Annotated in this window: 19 protein-coding genes; 12 read left to right on the top strand and 7 right to left on the bottom strand. The window is 41.0% G+C overall.

Annotated elements, in window-relative coordinates:
• The first annotated feature begins 161 nt into the window (after positions 1-161).
• The 5 genes from dnaK (at position 162) to AX660_RS16215 (ending at position 5,013) form a co-directional block, all read left to right on the top strand.
• Positions 162-2,081 carry a molecular chaperone DnaK gene (gene dnaK, locus AX660_RS16195; protein WP_068378937.1) on the top strand — a complete coding sequence of 640 codons (1,920 nt, stop codon included), beginning with the start codon at positions 162-164 and terminating at the stop codon, positions 2,079-2,081.
• A 149-nt stretch (positions 2,082-2,230) separates the two neighbouring features.
• A complete protein-coding gene (gene dnaJ / locus AX660_RS16200) occupies positions 2,231-3,370 on the top strand; it encodes a molecular chaperone DnaJ (RefSeq protein WP_068378940.1) in 1,140 nt (379 codons plus the stop codon).
• Positions 3,371-3,529: 159 nt separating this feature from the next.
• Positions 3,530-3,967, top strand: a complete 438-nt coding sequence (locus tag AX660_RS16205) for a DUF2059 domain-containing protein (RefSeq protein WP_068378943.1) — start codon at positions 3,530-3,532, stop codon at positions 3,965-3,967.
• A 243-nt stretch (positions 3,968-4,210) separates the two neighbouring features.
• Positions 4,211-4,594: an SMU1112c/YaeR family gloxylase I-like metalloprotein gene (gloA2, locus tag AX660_RS16210; protein WP_068378946.1), complete on the top strand. Its 384-nt coding sequence runs from the start codon at positions 4,211-4,213 to the stop codon at positions 4,592-4,594.
• A gap of 53 nt (positions 4,595-4,647) precedes the next feature.
• Positions 4,648-5,013 (top strand): putative quinol monooxygenase, encoded by a 366-nt coding sequence (locus tag AX660_RS16215; protein WP_201027459.1) that lies wholly within the window; start codon positions 4,648-4,650, stop codon positions 5,011-5,013.
• A gap of 78 nt (positions 5,014-5,091) precedes the next feature.
• Here AX660_RS16215 and AX660_RS16220 read toward each other — a convergent pair whose 3' ends face one another.
• Together AX660_RS16220 and AX660_RS16225 are read right to left on the bottom strand one after the other, a co-directional pair.
• On the bottom strand, positions 5,092-5,418 hold the full coding sequence (locus tag AX660_RS16220) for a hypothetical protein (RefSeq protein ID WP_068378949.1): 327 nt from the start codon (positions 5,416-5,418) through the stop codon (positions 5,092-5,094).
• A 447-nt stretch (positions 5,419-5,865) separates the two neighbouring features.
• Positions 5,866-6,342, bottom strand: a complete 477-nt coding sequence (locus AX660_RS16225; RefSeq protein WP_068378952.1) for a c-type cytochrome — start codon at positions 6,340-6,342, stop codon at positions 5,866-5,868.
• Between the two features lie 209 nt (positions 6,343-6,551).
• Between AX660_RS16225 and AX660_RS16230 the strand changes: the two genes are divergently transcribed.
• Complete coding sequence (locus AX660_RS16230; protein WP_068378954.1) at positions 6,552-7,208, top strand: cytochrome b/b6 domain-containing protein; 657 nt, start codon at positions 6,552-6,554, stop codon at positions 7,206-7,208.
• Between the two features lie 53 nt (positions 7,209-7,261).
• Here AX660_RS16230 and tmpT read toward each other — a convergent pair whose 3' ends face one another.
• The 3 genes from tmpT to AX660_RS16245 form a co-directional block, all read right to left on the bottom strand.
• Entirely contained in the window at positions 7,262-7,903 is a 642-nt protein-coding gene (tmpT, locus tag AX660_RS16235; RefSeq protein ID WP_068378957.1) for a thiopurine S-methyltransferase, read from the bottom strand.
• Positions 7,904-7,984: 81 nt separating this feature from the next.
• On the bottom strand, positions 7,985-9,556 hold the full coding sequence (locus AX660_RS16240; protein WP_068378960.1) for a PH domain-containing protein: 1,572 nt from the start codon (positions 9,554-9,556) through the stop codon (positions 7,985-7,987).
• A complete protein-coding gene (locus AX660_RS16245) occupies positions 9,549-10,100 on the bottom strand; it encodes a PH domain-containing protein (RefSeq protein ID WP_068378962.1) in 552 nt (183 codons plus the stop codon). Before AX660_RS16245 ends, AX660_RS16240 begins: the two co-directional genes overlap by 8 nt.
• 301 nt (positions 10,101-10,401) lie before the next feature.
• On the opposite strand from AX660_RS16245, the gene putA reads away from it, so the two are divergent.
• The 6 genes from putA (at position 10,402) to greA (ending at position 21,077) form a co-directional block, all read left to right on the top strand.
• The gene (gene putA / locus AX660_RS16250) at positions 10,402-14,211 is read left to right on the top strand and encodes a bifunctional proline dehydrogenase/L-glutamate gamma-semialdehyde dehydrogenase PutA (protein ID WP_068378964.1); all 3,810 of its coding nucleotides are present in this window, start codon (positions 10,402-10,404) and stop codon (positions 14,209-14,211) included.
• A gap of 142 nt (positions 14,212-14,353) precedes the next feature.
• Positions 14,354-14,839: an Lrp/AsnC ligand binding domain-containing protein gene (locus tag AX660_RS16255; protein ID WP_068379939.1), complete on the top strand. Its 486-nt coding sequence runs from the start codon at positions 14,354-14,356 to the stop codon at positions 14,837-14,839.
• A gap of 112 nt (positions 14,840-14,951) precedes the next feature.
• Positions 14,952-15,755, top strand: coding sequence for a 4-hydroxy-tetrahydrodipicolinate reductase (dapB, locus tag AX660_RS16260; protein ID WP_068378967.1), 804 nt, complete (start codon positions 14,952-14,954; stop codon positions 15,753-15,755).
• Between the two features lie 301 nt (positions 15,756-16,056).
• Positions 16,057-17,208, top strand: coding sequence for a glutamine-hydrolyzing carbamoyl-phosphate synthase small subunit (gene carA / locus AX660_RS16265; protein ID WP_068378970.1), 1,152 nt, complete (start codon positions 16,057-16,059; stop codon positions 17,206-17,208).
• 56 nt (positions 17,209-17,264) lie between these two features.
• Positions 17,265-20,486, top strand: a complete 3,222-nt coding sequence (gene carB / locus AX660_RS16270) for a carbamoyl-phosphate synthase large subunit (RefSeq protein WP_068378973.1) — start codon at positions 17,265-17,267, stop codon at positions 20,484-20,486.
• A gap of 114 nt (positions 20,487-20,600) precedes the next feature.
• Positions 20,601-21,077: a transcription elongation factor GreA gene (greA, locus tag AX660_RS16275; RefSeq protein WP_068378976.1), complete on the top strand. Its 477-nt coding sequence runs from the start codon at positions 20,601-20,603 to the stop codon at positions 21,075-21,077.
• A gap of 233 nt (positions 21,078-21,310) precedes the next feature.
• Here the strand turns inward: greA and AX660_RS16280 are convergent, their stop codons facing one another.
• Positions 21,311-23,194 carry a S8 family peptidase gene (locus AX660_RS16280; protein ID WP_131811819.1) on the bottom strand — a complete coding sequence of 628 codons (1,884 nt, stop codon included), beginning with the start codon at positions 23,192-23,194 and terminating at the stop codon, positions 21,311-21,313.
• 25 nt (positions 23,195-23,219) lie between these two features.
• Positions 23,220-25,112, bottom strand: coding sequence for a hypothetical protein (locus AX660_RS16285; protein ID WP_131811820.1), 1,893 nt, complete (start codon positions 25,110-25,112; stop codon positions 23,220-23,222).
• Between the last annotated feature and the right edge of the window lie 125 nt (positions 25,113-25,237).

Raw genomic sequence — 25,237 nt, forward strand, 5'->3', positions numbered from 1 at the left:
CTGGTAACACGCGCTCCTCAAAGTGGCGTTGACGTTCAGGCATAATTAAATAAACAAATAAGTGCATAAAAAAGGCATATTTTTATTAAATTGTATTGAAAATAAAAATAATAACCCCACAAAGTGTACAGGCTTTTAGAACTAATTTTGGAGATAAACTAATGGGTAGAATCATTGGCATAGATTTAGGTACAACCAACTCTTGTGTAGCTATTTTAGATGGCGGCAAGGCTAAAGTAATCGAAAACGCAGAGGGCGATCGCACAACTCCCTCTATCATCGCTTATACACAAGACGGTGAAATTTTAGTCGGTCAACCGGCTAAACGTCAAGCGGTGACTAACCCAACCAACACGTTGTTTGCTATCAAGCGTTTGATTGGTCGTCGTTTTGAAGATAAAGAAGTACAACGTGACATCGACATCATGCCTTATAAAATTGCTAAGGCTGACAATGGTGATGCATGGGTAGAAGCGAAAGGCGAAAGAATGGCGCCACCGCAAATTTCTGCTGAAGTACTGAAAAAAATGAAAAAAACCGCTGAAGATTATCTTGGCGAAGAAGTAACTGCTGCGGTTATTACCGTTCCTGCTTACTTTAACGATGCACAGCGTCAAGCGACTAAAGATGCCGGCCGTATCGCTGGTTTAGATGTAAAACGTATTATCAACGAGCCTACCGCTGCTGCACTTGCCTATGGTATGGACAAGAAAAAAGGCGACAGCGTTGTTGCAGTTTATGACTTAGGTGGTGGTACTTTTGATATTTCTATCATCGAAATCGACGAAGCTGATGGCGAACATACTTTTGAAGTATTAGCCACTAACGGTGATACCCACTTAGGTGGTGAAGATTTTGATAACCAAGTTATTAATTATTTGGTTGAAGAATTCAAAAAAGACAGCGGTATTGATTTACGTAAAGATCCTTTGGCCATGCAACGTTTGAAAGAAGCAGGCGAAAAAGCCAAAATCGAACTTTCTTCTGCTCAGCAAACTGAAGTTAACTTGCCCTACGTAACGGCTGACGCTTCTGGTCCTAAGCATTTAGCCATTAAATTGACTCGTGCTAAGTTAGAATCTTTAGTAGAAAAAATGGTTAAAGCGACCCTTGAGCCACTTAAACAAGCTTTAGCTGATGCTGATCTGACTGTAAATGATATCAACGATATCATCTTGGTTGGTGGTCAAACTCGTATGCCTTTAGTGCAAAAATACGTGACTGAATTCTTCGGTAAAGAGCCACGTAAAGATGTTAACCCTGATGAAGCCGTTGCCGTAGGCGCAGCAATTCAAGGTGGCGTATTATCTGGTGATGTAAAAGACGTATTGTTACTTGACGTAACACCATTGTCTTTAGGTATCGAGACCATGGGCGGCGTAATGACGGCGCTTATCGAGAAAAACACCACAGTACCAACCAAGAAGTCACAGACGTTCTCTACTGCGGAAGATAACCAATCTGCGGTTACGGTACATGTACTACAAGGTGAGCGTAAACAAGCCTCTGGCAACAAGTCTTTAGGTCAGTTTAACCTTGAAGGTATTCGCCCTGCACAGCGCGGTGCACCTCAAATCGAAGTCACTTTTGACATTGATGCCGATGGTATTTTGCATGTATCTGCTAAAGATAAAGATACTAATAAAGAGCAAAAAATCACCATTAAAGCCTCTTCTGGTTTAACCGACGCTGAAATCGAGCAAATGGTACAAGATGCTGAAGCTAACAAAGACGCAGATAAAAAGTTTGAAGAGTTAGTCCAAGCACGTAACCAAGCTGATGGCATGGTACACGGTACTCGCAAGCAAGTTGAAGAAGCCGGTGATGCCTTAAGTGATGAAGACAAAGCTGAAATCGAAACGGCGATAACTGCTCTTGAAAAAGCCATTAAAGGTGACACCAAGGAAGAAATCGAAGCTAAGACTCAAGAATTGATTCAAGCTTCAGCTAAATTGATGGAAGTGGCGCAAGCTAAAGCCGGTGCTCAAGGTGCAGAACCACAAGACGCTGGTTCTTCAGCTAAGCAAGATGACGATGTTGTTGACGCTGAGTTTGAAGAAGTAAAAGACGACAAAAAGTAATTTTTGTTTACTCATTAACCTAAGCATTGTTGCTTAGGTTACAAACTTGGCGCAGCGGGTAAACCGGTTTGCGCCTTGTTTGTTTTAGCAAATCCTTAGAATAACTGTTAAAAACAGCCAGAATTACCTTATCAGGATACACAAGTAATATGTCGAAGCGAGATTATTATGAAGTGTTAGGTGTGGACAAAAGTGCCGCCGAACGCGATATAAAAAAGGCCTATAAACGCCTTGCGATGAAGTATCACCCCGATCGTAATCAGGGTGATAAAGCCATGGAGGAAAAGTTTAAAGAAATTCAAGAAGCCCATGAAATCTTAACGGATTCGCAAAAACGCGCGGCATATGATCAATATGGTCATGCAGGTGTTGATCCTAATCGTGGTGGTGGTCGAGGGCAGCAAGGTGCTGACTTCGGAGATATCTTCGGTGATGTATTTGGCGATATTTTTGGCGGTGGTGGACGAGGTGGCAGACAGTCACGAGCGCGTCAGGGCTCAGACCTTCGTTATAATCTTGAATTAAGTCTTGAAGAAGCGGTACGCGGTAAAAGCGTGGAAATTCGAGTGCCTACTTTAGCTGAATGTGAAACTTGTCATGGTTCAGGTGCGAAAAAAGGCTCTAACCCAGTGACTTGTTCAACCTGTCACGGGCAAGGCCAAGTACAAATGCGCCAGGGCTTTTTTGCCGTGCAGCAAACCTGTCCTACTTGTGCGGGCAAAGGTAAAATCGTTAAAGATCCCTGTACCCCTTGTCGTGGACATGGCCGTGTTGAAAAAACCAAAACCTTGTCAGTTAAAGTGCCTGCTGGTGTAGATACCGGTGACAGAATTCGTTTAACTGGTGAAGGTGAAGCCGGAGAAATGGGCGCGCCAGCCGGTGATTTGTATGTGCAAGTGCACGTGAAAGAGCACAAAATATTCACTCGCGAAGGCAATAATCTTTATTGTGAAGTGCCCTTAAGCTTTACGCGAGCGGCCTTAGGTGGCGAGATTGAAGTGCCTACTTTAGAAGGTAAAGTCAAACTCAAAGTTACAGCAGAAACCCAAACCGGTAAAATGTTCCGTTTACGTGATAAAGGCGTTAAGTCAGTGCGCAGTGGCAGTGTGGGTGATTTGATCTGTAAAGTAGTAATCGAAACACCAGTAAACCTGAGTACCCGTCAAAAAGAGCTATTAGAAGAGCTTGAAGATTCTATGGGTAAAGGCAAAGACGTTGCAAAAAACCGCCCTAAAGAAAGTGGCTTTTTTGATGGAGTTAAGAAGTTTTTTGACGACTTAACCAACTAATCTGTTTGTAGTTTTGCTTTGTTATTATAAAAAACCATTCAACTGAATGGTTTTTTTATGGGTGTTAAATACCTAAAATTTATGCAAGAATTCTGTTGCTTCCAAGCGAGTTGGAGCTGCAGTCAAAGGACTGTTTAACGTGATTTATTAAGGATAAAAATGAAAAAATTATTAGCTGTTTTCTTAAGCATGGGTATCGTGTTTAGTGCGGTGGCAGAGCAAGCCAGTAAAGAAAGCGTCGAAAAGTTAATGGTACTTACGGGTGCTAGTGATATGGGTAAACAAATGATGGGCCAGATGTTGCCGGCTATGCAGCAAATGATACCTGATGCTCCACCTGCGTTTTGGCAAAGTGTAACCGAAGAAATCAATATGGATGAAATGGTGGCTTTGATCGTGCCAGTTTATCAAAAACATTTAACTGAAGAAGACATTCAACATATGTTGAAATTCTTCAGTACACCAGCGGGTAAAAAATTGATTTCAGTACAACCTGTTATCATGCAAGAGTCGATGATGATCGGCCAGCAATGGGGCCAACAGTTGTTTATGCGCGCTAAACAAAAATACGATGCAATGACGCCTGCAGCTAATTAATTTTTCTCAGAGCGACGTTGTTTATATTGTATATACCCAAAATTATTGAAATTGCACGGCGGTTGCAAACGAATGAGACTCCATGCGCTTAGCCGTACTAAGTGCTAAGTTATTTGCATATCATGGCAAATGCGTGGCGCCGACAAACGTGTAGTTTCAAGGATGAAGGGTATTATAGAGCGTTAAACAACAAACTCTAAACCTAGCTTAGTTGTTTAAGCCTTTAGTTTGTAAAAGGAAAGTATGCTTAGCCGTATCCACCATGCAGCGATTATTTGCTCCGATTACCAAGTGTCTAAACGCTTTTATACAGAGACTTTGGGCTTAGCCATTGTTGCCGAAAACTATCGAGCAGAGCGCGATTCATACAAATTAGATTTAGCTTTGCCTGATGGCGGGCAACTAGAGTTGTTTTCTTTTCCAAAACCACCAACCAGACCCAGCCGGCCTGAAGCTTGTGGTTTGCGTCATCTAGCCTTTGTGGTTGAGTCCGTCGAGCAGGTTAAGCAACTTTTAGAATCAAAAGGAATTGCTGTCGAGCCAATTCGCATAGATGAGTTTACTGATAAAGCTTATACCTTTTTCAGCGATCCAGATGGTTTACCCTTAGAACTCTATCAGGCTTGAAAACTTCCTTGGCTATGGAGAAATATAAATTGGTAGATCGGCGGAAATTTATTGTGTGGCTAAGTGCATTAAGCTTAAGCCCGTTTTTATCTAAAGCATCTTATGCAAAACAACAAGGTAATAAACCCATGTATGGATTGATTGGCAAAATGTTATGTGTCGAAGGTAAACGTGATGAGCTGGCGAGTATACTCGTTAAGGGAATTGCTGGTATGCCGGGTTGTTTAAGTTATATTGTGGCAAATGACAATATCGACCCAAATGCACTATGGATCACTGAGGTGTGGTTAACTCAAACAGATCATAAATCATCACTTGCTTTGCCTTCAGTGCAAGAAGCAATAAAACAAGGCAGACCGTTTATCACAGGTTTTGGAGAACGCTTTGAAACTACACCCATTGGTGGGCAGGGTCTTTAATACTAGTGTGTATCAACAATGTAAAACAAATATAAACAAGCTAAGCGATTGTGTACCTAGCTTGTTTATTAAATCTGATTACTGTTTTGTTGTTTGGATAAAGTTAACAACATCAGTAGCTTGACGATTTTCTGAAAATTCAGTTAAACCTTTACCGCCACAGCTAACGTTGTTTGAATCCAACACTAAATCTAATACTTTTTGCTTTGAGCTAGCCAAAACACCAACTTGACGAGAAACAGAACGTTTAAACAAGTTCACATCGTTAGTGACTGCTGCTTTACAGAAGCTAGCAAATTCAGTATCGCCAACATATTTTACTTTTTTAGCGCTTTCTAAAGCTGCGTTAGCATTGAATGACAAGCAAGCCGCAGATACAACAACAGAAATAAGTAACTTTTTCATATTCAATACCCCAATAGGTTGTTTAGATTTCTAGAATGTTGGTCAGCAACCAACGACTACAATAGTAATTAAATTACAAAATAATGTTGTTTTTATTGTGTATGAGATTAATTAAGGTTATGTAAATTCGTTATGTTAATTAATTAACATTAATTAAGTTATTGATTTATAAGGTTTGTATTTGTTTTATTATTGCTATTTGGAATATGGTTATGTGAATTTCATCTTAAAAAGTGTAATTAAATTACGATATTTAAGCTTGTAACGAGAATTGAGTGCGATTTATTAACATAATCAGAGGGAAAATGTGACTCATTGGAGGCATTTGTTACCCACACTGAGACTATTTGGCTAAAAATAATACCAGAGTGGGTAGCTGTACAGCAGCGCTAAACAGTATTTTACAAGTAAATGGTCGCTGTTGTTTGGTTTAGTCTATTGTTAACGTTAATCCGCTCTGAAATTTTTATGGCAATCAGAACAAGCGTCTTTAACCGCCTTTAATTGACTAGGTAAACTATCAATGTCCGCTTGGCTGGCTAGTTCTACCAAGGTTGTTGTTTGTGCTATTAAGCCCTTCGCTTTGGTAGAAAATTTATCAGGATCTTGCCAGATAGCCGCTAAAGCATCGGTTTTAATTCCGCTTTCTGCGCCACTACCTGCAGGAAACCAGTCAGCTAATACGGCCGCATTCATACTCAGGGTTTGCGCCGCTTCTTGTATTTTGGTGACGTCTGCTTGATCGGCTTTTAGTTGTTCGTTAATGGCTTTCATGGCGCCACCCATTTTTTTGAGCTTGCCTTGACGCGACTCAATTATCGACGCTGTATCCACTGCTTGCGCAGGGCTTGCTGCAGTCATAAAAGTCACGCCTACAATATTCGCCATAATAGCGATACTTAAAATGTTTTTTTTCAATGTCATAAGTCCGTCTCTAATGTAAGTATTTTAAGATCGTTGTAAAAGGAGTCGCTATTTAAACTGCTACATCCACGGCAAATACTAACGTAAAGTTGCACAAATCAATATAAATAACACTCATTTTTAAGTTTAAATCTTGACGCTGAAACTACACATATTGTGAGCACATACGTGATCCGTTACTCTAGATTTTTAATATTCAAATAGACATCATGAAAACTAGCCAATTAAAACAAAAGAAAGTTTGGGATTTACCCATACGTTTAATTCACTGGTCCCTGGTCATATTGATTGCAGTACTGTGGTGGACAGCTGAAAACGATCAAATGGATAACCATCGTTTAGCTGGTTATGGCGTATTGGCATTGATTGTTTTTCGCCTTTATTGGGGCTTTGCTGGCAGTAATACTGCTAGGTTTTCTCACTTTATTAAATCACCCAGAGCAGCGTGGCAATATGGGCAAGGCTTATTTAAGCCAGAGCAAAGCAATAAAATCGGCCATAATCCTCTTGGCGGCTATAGCGTGGTATTGTTGTTATCTCTGCTGATCACACAAGTTGCATTAGGTCTTTTTGCCATTGATGTTGATGGTTGGGAAGCTGGACCTTTAAATCACTATATTTCCTTTGAAGCAGGGCGACTGTGTGCAACGTGGCACGAGTACACATTTAATATGCTTCTAGCTTGGATTGTTTTACATGTTGCTGTGGTCATGTATTACCTTTTGGTGCGTAAACAAAATCTTATAAAGGCGATGGTTACTGGCCGTATTTCAAGTTTATATATAGGCGAATATCAAGGTGCCCACTTTATTCACATCATCATTGCCTTAGGTCTAGCTTTGTTGACGTTATGGTGGTTTATCTAAGGTCTTTTGCGAAATTCAGCGGAGTTGTTTTTTCACACTCTAGTGATGGTTGATTACAATTTTTTATCCAACAGCCAAACTTGTTGCTTAGCAGCAACTCGTCCTTTTAAACCGCCAACTAAGGGCTGATTGTACAAAAGTGTTAGCTTGTAGTGCTGTGCATAATGTTGTTTAACTTCGTCTGCAACGACAGAAAATGGCGGCCCGGGCATCGTATCTTGATCATAATCAAAGCTGATGAGTAATTGTTTGGCTCCTTGCGTGATAGCGTGCAGATGTTGGCTGTATAGATGGCGCATAGCACTCGGCAATGCCACCAAGGCTGCACGGTCATAAATCCCATCAACCTGACCAAGTTGTTGTGCTGTTATTTTAAATATATCACCAACAAATATGTCGAGATTAGGGCCTTGATAGCGCTTAGCTGTAAGCAAATCAGAGACGCGGGGCATAATATCCAATTGTTTAAACAGTTCCTTGATCGCTACTTCACTTAGTTCAGCGCCGACTACTTGATAACCTAGGTCGAGTAACCAAGATATATCATGGGTTTTACCACATAGAGGAACGAATATTCGGCTCGCCTTAGGTAGGTCTAATTGATGGAAGTAACTAATTAATAAAGGGTTGATATCTCTTTCGTGAAAGCCAATTTCACCTTTTTCCCAGCGCTGATGCCAAAAATCTGCTTCCATTTTCTCTTACCTTATACAAAGTGTTGTTAGGCGCCTAACTTGAATCTTAATGTGGTTAAAGTCAGTTAGGCTCTGCTCATGCTACATCCAAGAAATCTTACTTGACTCTACCTTGTATAAACAATGATTGATCAGCTTGTAGGCCACATCTTGCGGCAACAGAGGTGCTGTAACAGAGCCAGAGGCGAGTATTAACTTAACGCTGGCAAGTTGATGTTTTTTCATCATCACACTTTGTTTAAATTGGCTTTGTTGTACTTTGTATGTCGGAAAACAAACATAGTCGATGCCAATTAATCCACGGCGTAAATACACATATTGTTCATCAAAGGCCACACCCCAACGGCGCCAACGTAGATAAAATAGGCCGCTAAATACCGCAAATAAACCGACCAATACTCCAGCAACTTTGATGTTGTGGTGATACAACACAAAACTTTCGAGTAATACCCATATAGGCAGTAAAAAATAACCAATGGTACGTACTAAATAAAAACCACTGATTGGCATAAATCCTATATTAAACAATTGATTATCTGGGTACAGATCGTCAATTAAGGCTTTGCTCTGCAGCGGAGTAATAGAAGGTACAAGGATTTTATTACTCACTGCTGATGGCGATGCGTGATCAAGCTGAGCATTGCTTTGTTCTAATTTGAGATTAATTCGTTTAAGTAGCACATCTAGCCAGTCTTGTTTTTGCATCACAAGTTGCAAGCGGCTTAAAGGCATACTGACTTCATGTTTGGTTAACAAACCACTGCGCCTAATATAACGATTAGCACTTTTACTCAGAGTGTAACCATAAAAACTGACTATTGAGCCAAGGATCGAAAAGCTCAACATCAGCATCATTACTAACATAGTTAGAGATAAAGCAAACAAAGTCACTTGCCATACGGCATGGGTTTCAAGATTAAATAATTCTTTTAAATCGATGCCCAAACTATTCAATGTTTGGTTGAGTTTTTCGGCAATATTGTCGTAAAAAGGGGCTAATCCACCTAGTATTATCCAAACACGGTTGCTTGTAATACCGTGGATCACTAAATCACTTAAACTGCGCTGATTAAGCAGTTGTTCATGCACAGAGTTGGTCGAGTTATTGGTGCCGTTATTTTCAATCTCGTGTTGGTTAGCCTCTGTCGGCTCTGACTTATGACTGAGAATTTGCTGTTTTAATTGTTCAGCTAGCTCGAGTGGCAAGGCCACCAATTTAGCCTCTTGTTTAGCCGAGCCCGCCGTATCAAGTTGCAAACAAGCAAACCCCGTTAAACGGTAATAAATTGGTTGTTCTAGTTTGACATTTTGGATGCGCTCAAAAGGCAGGTTGAGTTGTTTTTTGCTGAAAATACCAGAACGGATTTCCACATTATTTTCGGAAAAACGAAAGCGGTAAACCTGAAAACTCCACACTGCTACGATAAACATTAGGCTGATTAACAGGGTAATAGTGGGCAGCCAAATATAAGGGTGTTTTTGCAGGCTCGAATAACTAAAAGCTAAGGCAGGCAACAAATACACAACGTTGCCAAATATCCCTCGTAAAAAGCCAACAGCAAAATAGAGTATGGCGATCGGGGACAGGCGCTGCCACTGATCCTCGGTATGAGCTTGATGTTTGAGGTCTTGTAAAGGCTCTGAGCTATCCATGTTGGGCAAGATCTTTGTGTTGTAATATCAATTGACGAATATGCTCTGCGGTATCGAGAGTTAACCCAGGTAACTCGAAGGTATGCATGGCACCGCCTGCACTAAAAACCTGCAAACTGGCCAAACCTTTATAACGCTCAAGTGGCCCTCTTTTTAATTCAATATGTTGGATACGTGTAATGGGTTGACTGAGCACTTTTTGGAAAATCAAACCCGAGCTGAAATGCAAGTCAAGCTCGCGTAAAGCATAACGTTTACGTTTATCGGCAATATAAGCTAAACCACAAAAACCTAAGCCTAAGAGTGTAAATAAGCTTAAACCCAGCGGTAAATACAGCATTAAAGTTTGTGGCAAACTTAGCCAAGGTTGCAGATAGACTAGTACGCCCAATAAGGTGATTAACAATGTACTGAGGATGTTGATCTGCAAATTCAATGGCGCGTATTTTTCTGACAAGGTTTGTAGATCAAGTTGTTGGATCATTGCTAATTGCTCAGGCGTTGCTGCACTGAGATTATCGTTGCTAAACAATGTTTCTGACATAGTAGGTTCCTGAAAATAGTCCTGACAATATATAACAAAAATGCGTTTGCCACAGAGAAATCAAGTTGCTTTGATTTTTTTGTATAAATCACTGCTATAGGTAATTAAAAAGGTTTTTAATATTGTTTAAACGTGATTTTTGGTAAGTAATATACTGATATTGTCCTTAAAATGCCGGTTTTTATGACGCGTAAACTAGCTGGTTTTTCACGCGGTTTATCGCTATCTATACTGAACTTACAACGTGGTTTTGACTTGTTTAGTTCACTACTTCAATCGTGTCATTTTAATGAGTTATTGCATGCCCTCAGCATCTCTTTTACCCCTTAGACAAATCATTCGCCAACATATATATATGCCTGAAGATCAGGCCATTGACAATCTATTACAGCTGAATCCGCTGACAGACGAAAATCGCCTAAAAGTCGAAAGTACAGCCTTAAACTTTGTTGAACAGTGTCGCAATAATCCAGATAAACAAGGTTTGTTTGACGCATTTTTACGTGAATACAGTTTATCGAGTCAAGAGGGTGTCGTTTTGATGACCTTGGCCGAAGCACTTTTGCGGGTGCCAGATAGCCATACCATCGACAAACTGATTAAAGAAAAAATCCACCTTGGCCAGTGGGGCGAACATCTGGGAAATTCAGATGAATTGTTGGTTAATGCCGCCAGTAGGGGCTTAGTCCTCACCAGTAAAATCCTTAACAAACAAGTCGACAAAACGGAAAGCCCAGAAAACTGGTTTCGTAAACTCATCAATCGAGTAGGCGAACCATTAGTGCGCAGCGCCACAGTACAAGCCATGAAGTTTATGGGGCAACAATACGTATTAGGTCGCGATATTGAAGAGGCGGCTAAACGAGGTAGAAAAGGTAATCCGTCAGGTACCCGTTTTTCATTCGATATGCTGGGTGAAGGCGCGCGCACTTATGCTGATGCTAAAAAATACTTTGAAGCTTATATGTTGGCCATTCACAGCATAGGTAAAAAAAACCAACAAACATCTGTGGGATTGGCCGATGGAATTTCGGTCAAACTCAGTGCTTTGCATCCACGTTATGAATTCAGTCACCATCACTTGGTATTAGCAGAATTAGTGCCCAGCGTGATTGAGTTGGCTAAAGCCGCTAAACAATACAATATTGGTTTTACCATTGATGCCGAAGAAGCCGCACGTTTAGATATTGAACTCGATGTGTTTGAAGCATTGGCTTTTGCGCCACAATTGGCTGGCTGGGATGGATTGGGATTTGTATTACAGGCCTATCAAAAACGTGCAGTATTTGTAGTGGACTGGTTAGTGCAACTTGCGACCTTAAGCCAACATAAACTGATGGTGCGCTTGGTTAAAGGTGCATATTGGGATGCTGAAATCAAACACGCACAAGAGCAAGGTTTAGTGGATTTTCCGGTATTTAGCCGTAAGGTTCATACTGATTTAAGTTATCAAGTATGTGCAGGTAAATTACTCGCTAACCGCGTCGTACTTTATCCGCAATTTGCTACTCATAATGCGTATACCGTGGCTTTGATTATGCAAATGGTCGAAGGCGAGCTCGATAGTTTTGAATTCCAACGTTTACATGGCATGGGCGATTTATTATACAGCCAGATTATGCAGTTAAACGGACAAGCCTTACCTTTACGAGTGTATGCACCCGTGGGGGTACACCGTGATCTCTTACCCTATTTGGTACGCAGATTACTTGAAAACGGTGCTAATGGCTCTTTTGTTAATCAGTTTTTAGATGGCAAAATCGCTGCGGCTAACCTCGCTAAAAGTGTTGAAGCAACTATCGAGGGCATGAGTGGAAAACGTAATACTAAAATTCCTTTAGCCCATGATTTGTTTACTGCAGCCGGTGAACAACGCGCAAATTCAAGAGGTGTGGATCTTGATGATCCTTTAGCCGTGGCCGAAATTCAGCAAGAAATTACTCTAATCCAACAACACAAACCCAGTCATAGCTGGTCTGTGGGACCAATCATTAATGGGCAAATGCGCATTGATGAGCCGCAAGCCATCCTATCACCAGCGGATAAAAATTTGCTGGTGGGTTATTGCACTGATGCGCAGCCCCAAGATATTGAACAGGCTTTTACCTCAGCCGCACAGGCACAAATAAAATGGCAAGCCATAGGCGTCAATAAACGCGCGGATATACTGGATAAAGTCGCTGACTTATTAGAACAGCAAACCGAGCAATTGACTGCCTTGATTAGCTTTGAAGCGGGCAGGACATTAGGTGACGGTGTATCTGAAGTGCGCGAAGCCGTGGATTTTTGCCGTTATTATGCACTACAAGCGCGCTTGCTTAATGCCAATCATGCTGATGCCACTGGGCTTTCTACTGCCAAAGGTATTTTTGTGTGTATTAGTCCGTGGAACTTCCCTCTGGCCATCTTTGTTGGTCAGGTGGTTGCGGCGCTGGTAACGGGTAATGCCGTATTGGCTAAACCTGCCGAACAAACCCCGATTATTGCCGCTTTGGCAGTAAAAATAATGCATCAGGCAGGTGTACCAGTCGAGGTATTACATCTTATTACTGGTACAGGTGTTAAGGTCGGTTCGATTTTAATGGCAAACCCATTAGTGGCGGGAGTGGCTTTCACTGGTTCAAGCGAAACCGCCCAGCGTATTCAAGTTAACTTGATACAACGTGGCTTGGATCATCCTGGTGTGACTATGCCTCCTTTTATCGCCGAAACCGGCGGGCAAAATGTGATGATAGTGGATTCTACCGCTTTGCCGGAGCAAGTGGTGGATACGGTGATCCAGTCGGCTTTTTTGAGCGCTGGCCAACGTTGTTCGTCTTTAAGAGTGCTGTATTTGCAGCAGGATATTGCCGATAATGTCATCGCCATGCTTAAAGGTGCGATTGCCACTTTAAAGGTTGGATTGCCTTGGGAACTGAGCAGTGATATCGGGCCGGTTATTGACCAAAAAGCCTTAACCAACCTCACTGCTCATTGTCAACGTATGCAACAACAAGCCACGTTGTTAACTATGGGCAGTTTGTCGAAGGAATGTCAAAACGGTGTATTTATCGCGCCGCAGGTATTTGAAATCCAAAACATTGAGCAATTGAAACGTGAAGTATTTGGGCCAATTTTGCATGTCATTCGTTTTAAAGCCACTGAGCTGGATTTGATTTTAAAAGACATAAACGCGACAGGCTATGGCTTAACCTTGGGCATTCATAGCCGCCTTAAACAGTTTGCCGACAAAGTATTTAGCGAAACTAAGGTGGGCAATACCTACATCAACCGCAACATGGTTGGCGCTGTCGTGGGTGTTAATCCCTTTGGTGGACAAGGTTTATCGGGTACAGGATTTAAAGCGGGTGGCCCCCATTATTTATTAAGGTTTACTGACTTGTGGGCAAGTATTGCCATTGAGGCTAAAACACTGGGGAATGAAAGCTTATCACCCTTAACCTTGGCTAGTTTAAACACGCTTAAAACTAATCAATCTACGTGGAATAAGGTTAAGCCTATAAAACGAGTCAGCAGTTTAGCGGCCTGTTTAGAAAAATTGCAAACTCATGATGTGGCAGGCACGTTGGCGAGTGTGGCTGATATTTGTTTACAACGTATTAGCCTGGTAAACAGTGAACAAATGCAGACTCAAGACTTACCCGGCCCGACGGGTGAAACTAACGAATTAAGTTTACATGGTCGTGGTGTGGTGCTGCTTGGTTTTAGTCAAATGATGCAAACAGATAACTGGATTCAGTTATTTAGTGCCCTAGCCGCGGGTAATAGCATTATGTTGATTGGTTATGACGAGCAGGCGCAGCATAGTGCTCGTGCAATCGCTGCGCAGTTGGCCTTAGTGACTAAAGGTGAGATACCCATGATAGTGGCAAGTGCTAATAGCCATGGAGAGTTAGCTACGTTGTTACATCATCCTTTGATAGATGCTGTGGCAAGTGTGCAAGTAGAGGGGCTTATGCCTCATCTGGCACTGCGCAGTGGCGCGATTATTCCGCTGATTAATCATGTAACTGCTGCTTTTGCTTTGCTGCCTTATTCAGTGGAAAAAACCAGAACCGATAACATTGTTGCCACAGGCGGCAACGCAATGTTGTTGAATCTAAAAGAGTAGATATATTCCTACGTCGCTTGGAAAGACGGAAGCGCGTATTTTCAGGTGACTTGGATATATCTGATTTGCCATGGATGGCGAGTATGTTAAAAGGCTAATGTGGATTGGCATAAACAATGATGTTTCAACTAGTGAAAGAACAATGAAAAAAAGCACTGAAGCCTTAGATCGAATTGATGTGAAAATTTTGCAAATTTTGCAGCAGGATTGCCGTATTTCAAACGTTGAACTGGCAAATAAAGTCAATTTAAGCCCAACCCCCTGCCTAGAACGGGTCAAACGTTTAGAAAAAAATGGTTATATCGATAAATACGTCGCCCATCTCAATCCTAAAAAACTCAATGTCAACCTGAGTGCCTATATTCAAGTGTCATTAACCAATACCAGTACTAAAGATTTGGAAGAGTTTAATCGCCAAGTTCGCGCTTTAAATGAAGTGGTGGAATGTTCGATGGTGGCTGGTGGTTTTGATTATTTGATAAAAATTCGCCTGCAAGACATGGCCGAATACCGCGATTTTTTAGGTGATAAATTAGCCGCCATTAAAGGTATCAGCCAAACCCATACCTATGTGGTGATGGAAGAGGTTAAATCTACCCATTTGGTTAAGTTACCGACATTATCATAAGGGAATTATGAGTTAAGCCTTTTTAATCTCAATCCTAAGCTGCAAGCTGCTTTCATTTCAGGCACAATCAACGTCCAATTGATCCTCCACTGAATTTGAAAAGAAAATCACCATGAGCAATATTGCAATTTTTGGCGCTAACGGTCGCATGGGCCGTGTATTAATCGAAGCAATCAATTTAGATAAAGATTCTCAACTTACTGCTGCCAGTGTGCGTGTTAGTTCAAGTTTAATTGGTGCTGACGTAGGCGAATTAGCCGGTGTTGGTAAACTGGGCTTAAACGTCGTGGCTGACTTAAGTCAGCACTTAGCTGATATTGATGTATTAATCGATTTTACCTTGCCAGGTGTTTTACAAGACAACCTCAATTTTTGCATTAAACATAATAAACCTATGGTGATAGGTACAACTGGCCTAAACAGCGAGCAAAAGTCAGCGTTACATGCAGCAGCTAAACACATTCCCATCGTATTTGCCGCTAACTATAGTGTGGGCATTAACCTGCTATTAAATTTGGTTAGACAAACCGCTAGTGTCATGGGCAATAGCGCCGATATCGAAATCATAGAAACCCACCATAGATTTAAAAAGGACGCTCCTTCTGGCACTGCCGTCGCTATTGGCGAAGCCATTGCTGATGAGTTAGGCCGAGATTTAAACCAGTGTGCAGTGTATGGCCGTGAAGGTGAAACAGGTGAGCGCGATCACAATACTATTGGCTTTGCTACCGTAAGGGCAGGGGATGTTATTGGTGACCACACTGTATTGTTTGCTGATATGGGTGAGCGCCTCGAAATTACCCATAAAGCCTCAAGTAGACTAACCTTTGCCAAAGGCGCGGTTAAGGCGGCTAATTGGTTGGTACAGCAACCAGCCGGACTTTATGACATGGCCGACGTTTTGGGCTTTAAGTAGGTTTTTGCGGCTTAGGACTAAAAATCCTAATTAAACGCTTATTTATGCATTTTTGTGAATTGATAATAGACCGCTTCAGGCTATTCGTGTATAGTGCTGCGAATTTGCCAAAAATTACAGAAGTTACTATAACTTCAACCAGTTATGTCTTGCAAATTAAGTAAAATATTATGTAAATCAATTGTTTATATGATGTTTTGAAGTGGGCTTGGTAACTGTGAATATCAAGCGCCAGAGCATTAATTTAAGGTTAATGCTTACATAACCTTACTTTTTATTATTAAGTAACCAGGAGGTTGACTTGGCTAATTCCGCCCTTTTAGTACTAGCAGACGGGTCTGTGTTTAAAGGTACTGCGATTGGAGCGTCTGGTGTGTCGGTAGGGGAAGTGGTTTTTAACACTTCCATGACAGGATATCAGGAAATTTTAACTGATCCTTCGTACGCTGAACAAATCGTTACTCTGACTTATCCTCATATCGGTAATACCGGTATCAATGAAGAAGACCAAGAATCCACCAAGATTTGGGCTAAAGGCCTAGTTATTCGTGATTTACCCTTACTGGTCAGTAATTACCGTAGTCAACAAAGTTTGTCTGACTATCTTGAAGCCAATAACATCCTTGGCATAGCCGATATCGATACCCGTCGCCTGACTCGTATATTACGAGACAAAGGTGCACAAAATGGTTGTATCATTGCTAGCCATGCTCTTGATGAAGTTAGCTTAGACGAAGTCCATGCTTTAGCGATGGCGCAAGGTTTTGCCGGTTTAAAAGGCATGGATTTAGCTAAAGAAGTCACTTGCGACACAGCCTATAACTGGAACAGTGCCAGTTGGGACTTGGAAGTGGGTTATAAACCTGCTCCTACTGAGCAACCCTATCATGTGGTAGCTTACGACTATGGTGTTAAACACAATATCTTACGTATGTTGGTTGACCGTGGTTGCCGCTTGACAGTAGTGCCAGCTAAAACCAGCGCCCAAGAAGTCTTAGCCCTTAAGCCTGATGGTGTGTTTTTATCCAATGGCCCTGGCGACCCAGAACCTTGTGATTATGCCATTAGCGCAATAAAAACCTTGTTAGATACTAATATTCCTATTTTTGGTATTTGTTTGGGCCATCAATTGTTAGCTCTTGCTAGTGGTGCCAAGACTTTAAAAATGAAATTTGGTCATCATGGTGCTAACCACCCAGTTAAAGATTTAAAAGCCAATCGTGTGATGATTACCGCGCAAAACCATGGTTTTGCGGTAGATGAAGCAAGTTTGCCTGCTAATCTTGAAGTTACCCACATTTCGCTGTTTGATAAATCCTTACAAGGCATTCATCGCACTGATAAACCAGCTTTTAGTTTCCAAGGACATCCGGAAGCGAGTCCTGGGCCGCACGATGCAGCGCCATTGTTTGACCATTTTATCGAATTGATGCAGGCAGCTCACTCTGCATAAGAGTGAGCCAGTACTGCCAGTAACTTGAATTTAGAGATAGAGTAAAGAAGACCGCCATGCCAAAACGTACCGACATAAAAAGCATCCTGATCTTAGGCGCTGGGCCCATCGTTATAGGTCAAGCCTGTGAGTTTGACTATTCAGGCGCACAAGCCTGTAAAGCCCTTAGAGAAGAGGGGATCCGCGTCATCCTAGTAAACTCTAATCCAGCGACTATCATGACCGATCCAGACATGGCCGATGCGACTTATATCGAACCAATCCATTGGGAAGTGGTTAAAAAGATCATCGAGAAAGAACGTCCCGATGCGATTTTGCCGACCATGGGTGGGCAAACCGCGCTTAACTGTGCGCTGGATTTGAACAAGCATGGTGTGTTGGAAGAGTTTGGTGTGGAAATGATTGGTGCCACGGCCGATGCTATTGATAAAGCGGAAGACAGAGAACGTTTCGACAAAGCCATGAAATCTATCGGTTTAGCTTGTCCGGTGGCTGAAATTGCTCACTCTATGGAACAAGCTTTTGATGTCAGTACCCGTATTGGTTTCCCTTGTATTATCCGTCCTTCATTTACCATGGGCGGCTCTGGCGGCGGTATTGCTTATAACCGTGATGAGTTTGAAGAAATTTGTCGTCGTGGCTTAGATTTATCTCCTACCAACGAATTGCTAATCGATGAATCGTTAATTGGTTGGAAAGAGTACGAAATGGAAGTGGTACGTGATAAGGCAGATAACTGTATTATCGTGTGTACCATCGAAAACTTCGATCCAATGGGCGTGCATACAGGTGACTCGATTACCGTAGCACCAGCACAAACCCTGACTGACAAAGAATTCCAGATCATGCGTAACGCTGCGATTGCGGTATTACGTGAAATCGGCGTGGAAACGGGTGGTTCAAACGTACAGTTTGGGGTTGATCCTAAGACTGGCCGTTTAGTGGTTATCGAGATGAACCCAAGGGTATCGCGTTCATCTGCTCTTGCTTCTAAAGCAACAGGTTTCCCTATTGCTAAAGTGGCAGCCAAACTGGCCATTGGTTATACCCTAGATGAGTTAGCGAACGACATTACTGGCGGATTAACTCCAGCGTCTTTCGAACCTGCTATCGATTATGTCGTAACTAAGATCCCCCGTTTTAACTTTGAAAAATTTGCTGGTGCTAATGATCGTTTAACTACTCAAATGAAGTCAGTGGGTGAGGTAATGGCCATTGGTCGTAACCAACAAGAATCTTTACAAAAAGCCCTACGTGGTTTGGAAGTAGGGGTTAACGGCCTAGATTCCATTATTGATATTAACGACCCTAACGCTAAAGCTATCATCGTTCGTGAATTACGCGAACCTGGTGCTGAGCGTATCTGGTACATCGCTGATGCTATGCGCATGGGTATGTCGGTGGATGAAATATTTACCTTAACCAATATCGATCGTTGGTATTTAATCCAAATCGAAGAGTTGGTCATCCTTGAGCAACAAATTACTGACGTGGGTTTGTCGGGCATTGATTACGAACTAATGCGTACCCTAAAACGTAAAGGTTTTGCCGATGCACGTATTGCTGATTTAACCGGTGTTGACGAGGCTGACGTGCGTGAAGCCCGTCGTAACTTTGATATTCATCCAGTGTATAAACGGGTTGATACTTGTGCGGCAGAATTTTCTAGCAACACGGCTTATATGTATTCCACTTACGATGAAGAGTGTGAATCTAACCCCACTGACAATAAAAAGATCATGGTATTAGGCGGTGGTCCAAACCGTATCGGTCAGGGCATAGAATTTGATTATTGCTGTGTACACGCGGCTTTAGCTTTACGTGAAGACGGTTACGAAACCATTATGGTTAACTGTAACCCTGAAACCGTTTCTACCGATTATGACACTTCAGATCGCCTATATTTTGAATCAGTGACCTTAGAAGATGTATTAGAAATCGTACGTATCGAAAAACCAGTTGGCGTAATCGTGCAATATGGTGGTCAAACTCCACTTAAATTAGCGCGCGCATTAGAAGCCGCGGGTGTACCTATTATCGGTACTTCTCCTGATGCTATAGATAAAGCCGAAGATCGTGAACGTTTCCAAAAAATGGTTAACAAGCTTAATCTTAAACAACCGGCTAATGCCACGGTAAGCAACCTAGAGCAGGCGCTTGTTGCCGCTGAAAAAATCGGTTTCCCCTTGGTTGTGCGCCCGTCCTATGTGTTAGGTGGTCGTGCCATGGAAATCGTCTATGACATTAAAGATTTAACCCGTTACTTAAAAAATGCGGTAAAAGTATCTAATGATGCCCCTGTATTGCTAGACCGTTTCCTTGACGATGCTATTGAAGTAGACGTTGATGCCATCTGTGACGGTAAAGAGGTAGTGATCGGCGGTATTATGGAGCATATTGAACAAGCGGGTGTGCACTCGGGTGATTCTGCCTGTTCTCTACCACCTTATTCTTTAAGTCCGGCCATTCAAGATGTAATGCGTGAGCAAGTTAAGGCGATGGCCCTGGAATTAGGTGTTATCGGTTTAATGAATACCCAGTTTGCCGTCAAAGATAATCAGGTTTACTTGATTGAAGTCAATCCACGTGCCGCTCGTACCGTACCTTTTGTGTCTAAAGCCACAGGTATGGCTCTAGCCAAAATTGGTGCTCGTTGTATGGTTGGCCAATCACTGGCGTCACAAGGTATTACCAAAGAGATTATCCCGCCGTTTTATTCGGTTAAAGAAGTGGTACTGCCTTTTGCTAAGTTCCAAGGTGTTGATCCCTTGCTTGGGCCAGAAATGCGCTCAACCGGCGAAGTGATGGGCGTGGGTGATACCTTTGTTGAAGCCTATGCCAAAGCTAACTTGGGCGCGAGCCAACCCATTCCCGTGGGCGGTAAAGCCTTAATGTCAGTGCGCTTGAACGACAAAAATCGCGTGATTGAACTGGGCCAAAAAATGTTAGCCAAAGGTTTTACCTTAGAAGCAACTAGCGGCACGGCTGATGTATTAAATAAAGCCGGTGTGACTTGTAGCGTAGTAAACAAGTTAAGCGAAGGTCGTCCGAATATCGTTGATGCCATCAAAAACCGTGAATATTGTTACATCATCAATACCACTGAGGGGCGCCAAGCCATTGATGACTCAGTGTATATTCGTCGTGAAGCCTTACTCAATAAAGTACCGTATACCACTACGATGAATGCGGCGTTTGCTACGGTTAATGCCAATAAAGCAGAAGATCGTGCGCGTGTAACATCAGTCCAAGAGTTGCACAAACGTATAAACGCTTAATCTGAGTGCTGGCCAGAACTCATTTCTGGTCAGCGCTTGAAAATTGTAAATTAGCACCTATGTTTGACTGCTAAGCAATATACCTGATTATCCAACAAAGTGAGTTGTTGAACTATGAATCAATACCCAATGACAGCCAAAGGCGCAGAATTGCTGCGTGAAGAGCTGCAACATTTAAAGTCAGTCAAAAGACCGCAAATTATTAAATCTATTGCCGAAGCGCGTGAGCATGGTGATTTAAAAGAAAATGCCGAATACCACGCTGCCCGTGAGCAACAAAGTTTTTGCGAAGGCCGTATTCAGGATATCGAAGGTAAATTATCGAATATTCAAATTATCGATGTCACCAAAATGGCCAATAATGGCAAAGTGATTTTTGGGGCTACCGTTACGATAGTTAATCTAAGTAACGATGAAGAGATCACCTATAAAATAGTGGGTGAAGATGAAGCCGATATTAAAAATAACTTAATTTCTTATGGCTCTCCCATTGCCCGTGGTTTGATTGGTAAGTCGCTAGACGATATCGTCAATATTCAAACACCTAAAGGCAGTATTGAGTTCGAAATCTCTGCAGTAGAATATATTTAAACGCGAGTTAAATTGTTTTATCAATAATTCAGAAAGAGGCCATTGGCCTCTTTTTAATATTAGATATTTAATTAGTGCCTATGAATCGATATTAGTCAGTCACTTATTGTGCTGTTTTAACGTTTTGCGGCCACTTTAGCAAACAAGGTTTATTCGCCATTCCGTACTTTCATACCTTGCACTGAAAATTGATTGGTGAGCAGTTACACAATGTTGATACAGATTCCTAAGCTTTAGATCCTGCAATATTGTGGTTTATAAGCCGTTTCCTTTGTCATTTCTATAACGTTGCCACAAGAGCCATTTTGACAGGCTTGATAAGCAATTCTATCAGCGCTATTAACAACATAGATTGGATCGTCAACCGTCTTAATAAAAGTCGCGTTGCTTGCTGTTATTTCACCTTCCCCTTTGTATGAATAAATATTGTATTCAATACCGACAATCTGTGTGCCGATTGATCCAAACTCGGCTTGATACAAATTACAAACAGGAATTAATTTATCCATTTCCTCAAGGTATCGAGTATCAGTGTTGTTTTCGTAAACGTGCGCTACTTGTGAAGCGTTAACTCTAAACAAGTTGTCTATGGCCATCAAACTGGCTAATGCGTCTACTGTGCCTTTACCGCAACCTAATATTTTACAATCGGAAGGCAAACCCTTTTTGTTTAATAAAATGTCGTATGAATTAGCCTCTAAAATTCTTTCAATCTGTAAAGGGGTTAATTCAGGGTATTTCATTTTTAAACCTGCTGCTATTGAAGCAACTAATGGTGTCGCAAATGATGTTCCATTCGTTGCTTTGTATTCACTTGAAAGTTGAGTTGGATCTTCATTTGGAACCGCAACAACAATACCTGTTCCTGCTGCAGTAATATCAACTGCGCTTCCATAGTTTGAAAAATCACTTTTATCTTCGGTATGTGGGGCAACTGAACCGACTGTAATTGTGTTTTTACAATTGGCTGGACTAATGTTTTCCGCTTCCATTCTCTCATTACCTGCGGCTACAACAACCACTATTCCTTGTTCTACCGCAAAATCAATAACCTCTTGATAAAACTCGCTACAACCTGCTGAATTACCACCACCTAAACTTACATTGATGATATCAACTTTTTGATCAATGTTAGGTATTCCCGCTACTTCTCCACCTGCTGCCCAAACAATACCGTCATAAATATCATTTTGACCACAACCTTTATAATGACAAACTTTGGCAAAAATTAATGATATATCGTCGCTGTTTAATGCGCCCGTCATGCCAAGCCCGTTATCAGTGTATGCGCCTATAACTGAGGCCACGGCTGTTCCATGTTCCATCATTTTAAACTCGCCCGTATCGGGGTCTATGTTGCCATCTGTATGGTCTGCCACTCTATCAACCGTAACTGGTTCGCCTTGTAAATTAGGGACAAAAGAAACAAAACTATAACCACCATCAACAGGTAAATCTTCGTGGTTAGACGATCCACTATCAATAATGGCTATTCTTACTTTTCTACCTAGTTTGTTCTCAATATTTTGCTTAAACAATTCAAAGTTTGAGTTCGCTTTATTTTCATCAAAAGAACCAAAATAAGATTGACTGTTATACCAAGGATCATTGAAGAATGTCCCTGACCAGTTGGCAGATACGACACTGGTAGTTTCGGACTTTTTTACATTGAATGCCTCATTTACCTGTGCTTTTTTAACTTCTTGAAGCGCTTTAAACTCTTTCATAAAATCATTAACAGATTTTGTTGTTGTGATCTCAATTAAATCATTCCCTAATGACATTGTTCTTAAATGTCTTATTTTTGCGCCTAAATTATTTTCAAGTTTTTCAATTAAATTATAAGCGGCATCTTCATATATATTTTTTTCAATGTTGTATGCTTGCTCCATTAAGTTATCAAACTCGCCTTCATCCCCTGTGCTTTTATATTCAGGAATATTAATTAATATTTTATGGTGGTGAGGATTAGTGAACTTAACAATCACTTGGAAAACATTACTGTCATCCACTCTTTTCATTAAAACATTGCGTAAATCAAGTTCGCCATTGTCTTTTGCTGAAACGCTTAATGCTGTGATTAAAACGGTGATAAATACTATAAATAATTTTTTCATTTTGATATCTCGCTTAATTTTTAAATTAGTTAACAAAGTCAGTAGTGTTTGTTCTTTGTGATAACGCTCTTAATAACTTATATTTATCACTGTAAACCCACTTATTACTTTTGTTATATTCACCATATTGGGCATTACCGATAAACCGTGAAAAGAATGTTTTATCTTCGTCTAACCATTCATAATCTTTACTAAACTCAACTGTAAATAATTTGTCATCAAGTGCGGCTAACTCATTAATAATTGGAACAATCGCTTCACCTGTATTGACCAAGTTTTCAAGGAATGAATTAAATAAGGAGTTATATGATCCAAGTAGTCCATCGTCTGTTTCAAATTCACCTGTATCAACTGATAATTGAATACCACCGATATATTGTAAAATGATTGAATAAGCGGCTCTGTTATCACCATATAATTTATTTTCATACTGTTCTTTTTGTAATGAGTTAATCTTTCCGATATTAAATAAATAGTCAGTGTAGAAATAACCTAATAAATTATATTCTCTGGTTTGATAATATGAATTTTCATATTTCAATTTCATTTTTAGGGCTTCACGATTAATTTCAGTATCAATATTCGCAATAACCATTATTTCTAAATTAACTTGTATTAATATGCTGCCATCAAAGAATTGAGCCGCAAATCCGTATGTTTCGCCATAATCACCTACATCATTGGCGGTAATGGTGAATAAGCCGTTTTCATGTGATATTGATACTTCATCCATATCGCCATACCAGTATTCAATTTTTTCAAACTTAACGTTCTCTGGAAGATCGTCTTTAATGGTGTATGAAAGTGTTTTTGTTGAATTTTTACCTATCTTGAAAAAAGGTCTATCAAACTCACCAAGTATGATTTGTGCTTCTTCTGTGTTTTGTTCTAAAAAATTCATACTTACAGTGGTCGGTTGGCTGTTGTTTTTTCCGTCATTAACCAAGAAGGAAAATATGGCAATACCGTCTTTACCTACAAAACCTGTTTTGACTTTTAACCATCTATTTTTACAATCAAATTGATAAGTGAAAGTATCAGGAAGGTTAAAGGTGTCTTGTATATCAAAACGACAATCAAAATTGGTATCTCCATCCTCGTCAGTAATGGTAAAGGTGTAGAAATACTCTTCGTCCGATGACATAGAGATAAGTAAACCCTTTCCATCTTTATCTTCGTTAAACCTCACTTTTGGGGCATAGTCATTTTTTGGTGTTGTATCTTCAATAACATTCACCGTAAAACTAAATGCTTCGCTTCTATTGCCGTGAATATCGGCTACTGACCACTTAACTGTTTTAAGTCCTACGGTATCGCCCCTAACGTCAAACCATCCGTCAAATGGTTCCACATATAAGCCTTCGTCGGCTTGAAATTGTAAAGAACTCACATCAATCTGATCTCCGTCTGGATCAAGAACTGTGTAGCCAATAAAACCTATTTTTTCACCGACCTTCACTTCCAAAGGCGTAGAATCCATAGTAATAACAGGTGCGCCATTAATGACCTGAATAATGTTCTTAACCGTTAAGGACAAGGTTTTTGTTGTGCTGGCCTTACCATCACTTGCTACCACTTGAATTGTGGTATTTTGCGTTGCTTCTACTTCGCTTGCGGTAAGAGTAAGCGTTGAACCATTAATACTTGTAGTAAGGTAATTGTGTGTCTCATTTACCGTAATATTGACGTTATCACCGTCTACATCTGAAAATTGTAAGGCCACTTCAACAGACGTGTTTTCGTCCATTGTGATAGTTGAAGGACTCATCGTTAAGGTTGGTGCCGTGTTAGTTGGTTGTGGCGTTGTGGGCGTTGTGGGCGTTGTGGGCTTTGTGGGTGTGCTGCTGCCTGAACCGCCACCTCCACATCCGCCTAAAAGTAATATCAATAAAATCGAGTGAAACAGCTGTTTGCCCATACATACATCCTCTTTTTAAGTGCATGTCGAGCATCTACAAAATCAACTTACTAAAAAAGCTACGCAGCTTTCATCCATTACCGTAAATAAAAATTAAAAAAATATTTTGCCGAGCCATTATGGTT

This window comes from Paraglaciecola hydrolytica, assembly GCF_001565895.1.
GTDB lineage: Bacteria > Pseudomonadota > Gammaproteobacteria > Enterobacterales > Alteromonadaceae > Paraglaciecola > Paraglaciecola hydrolytica.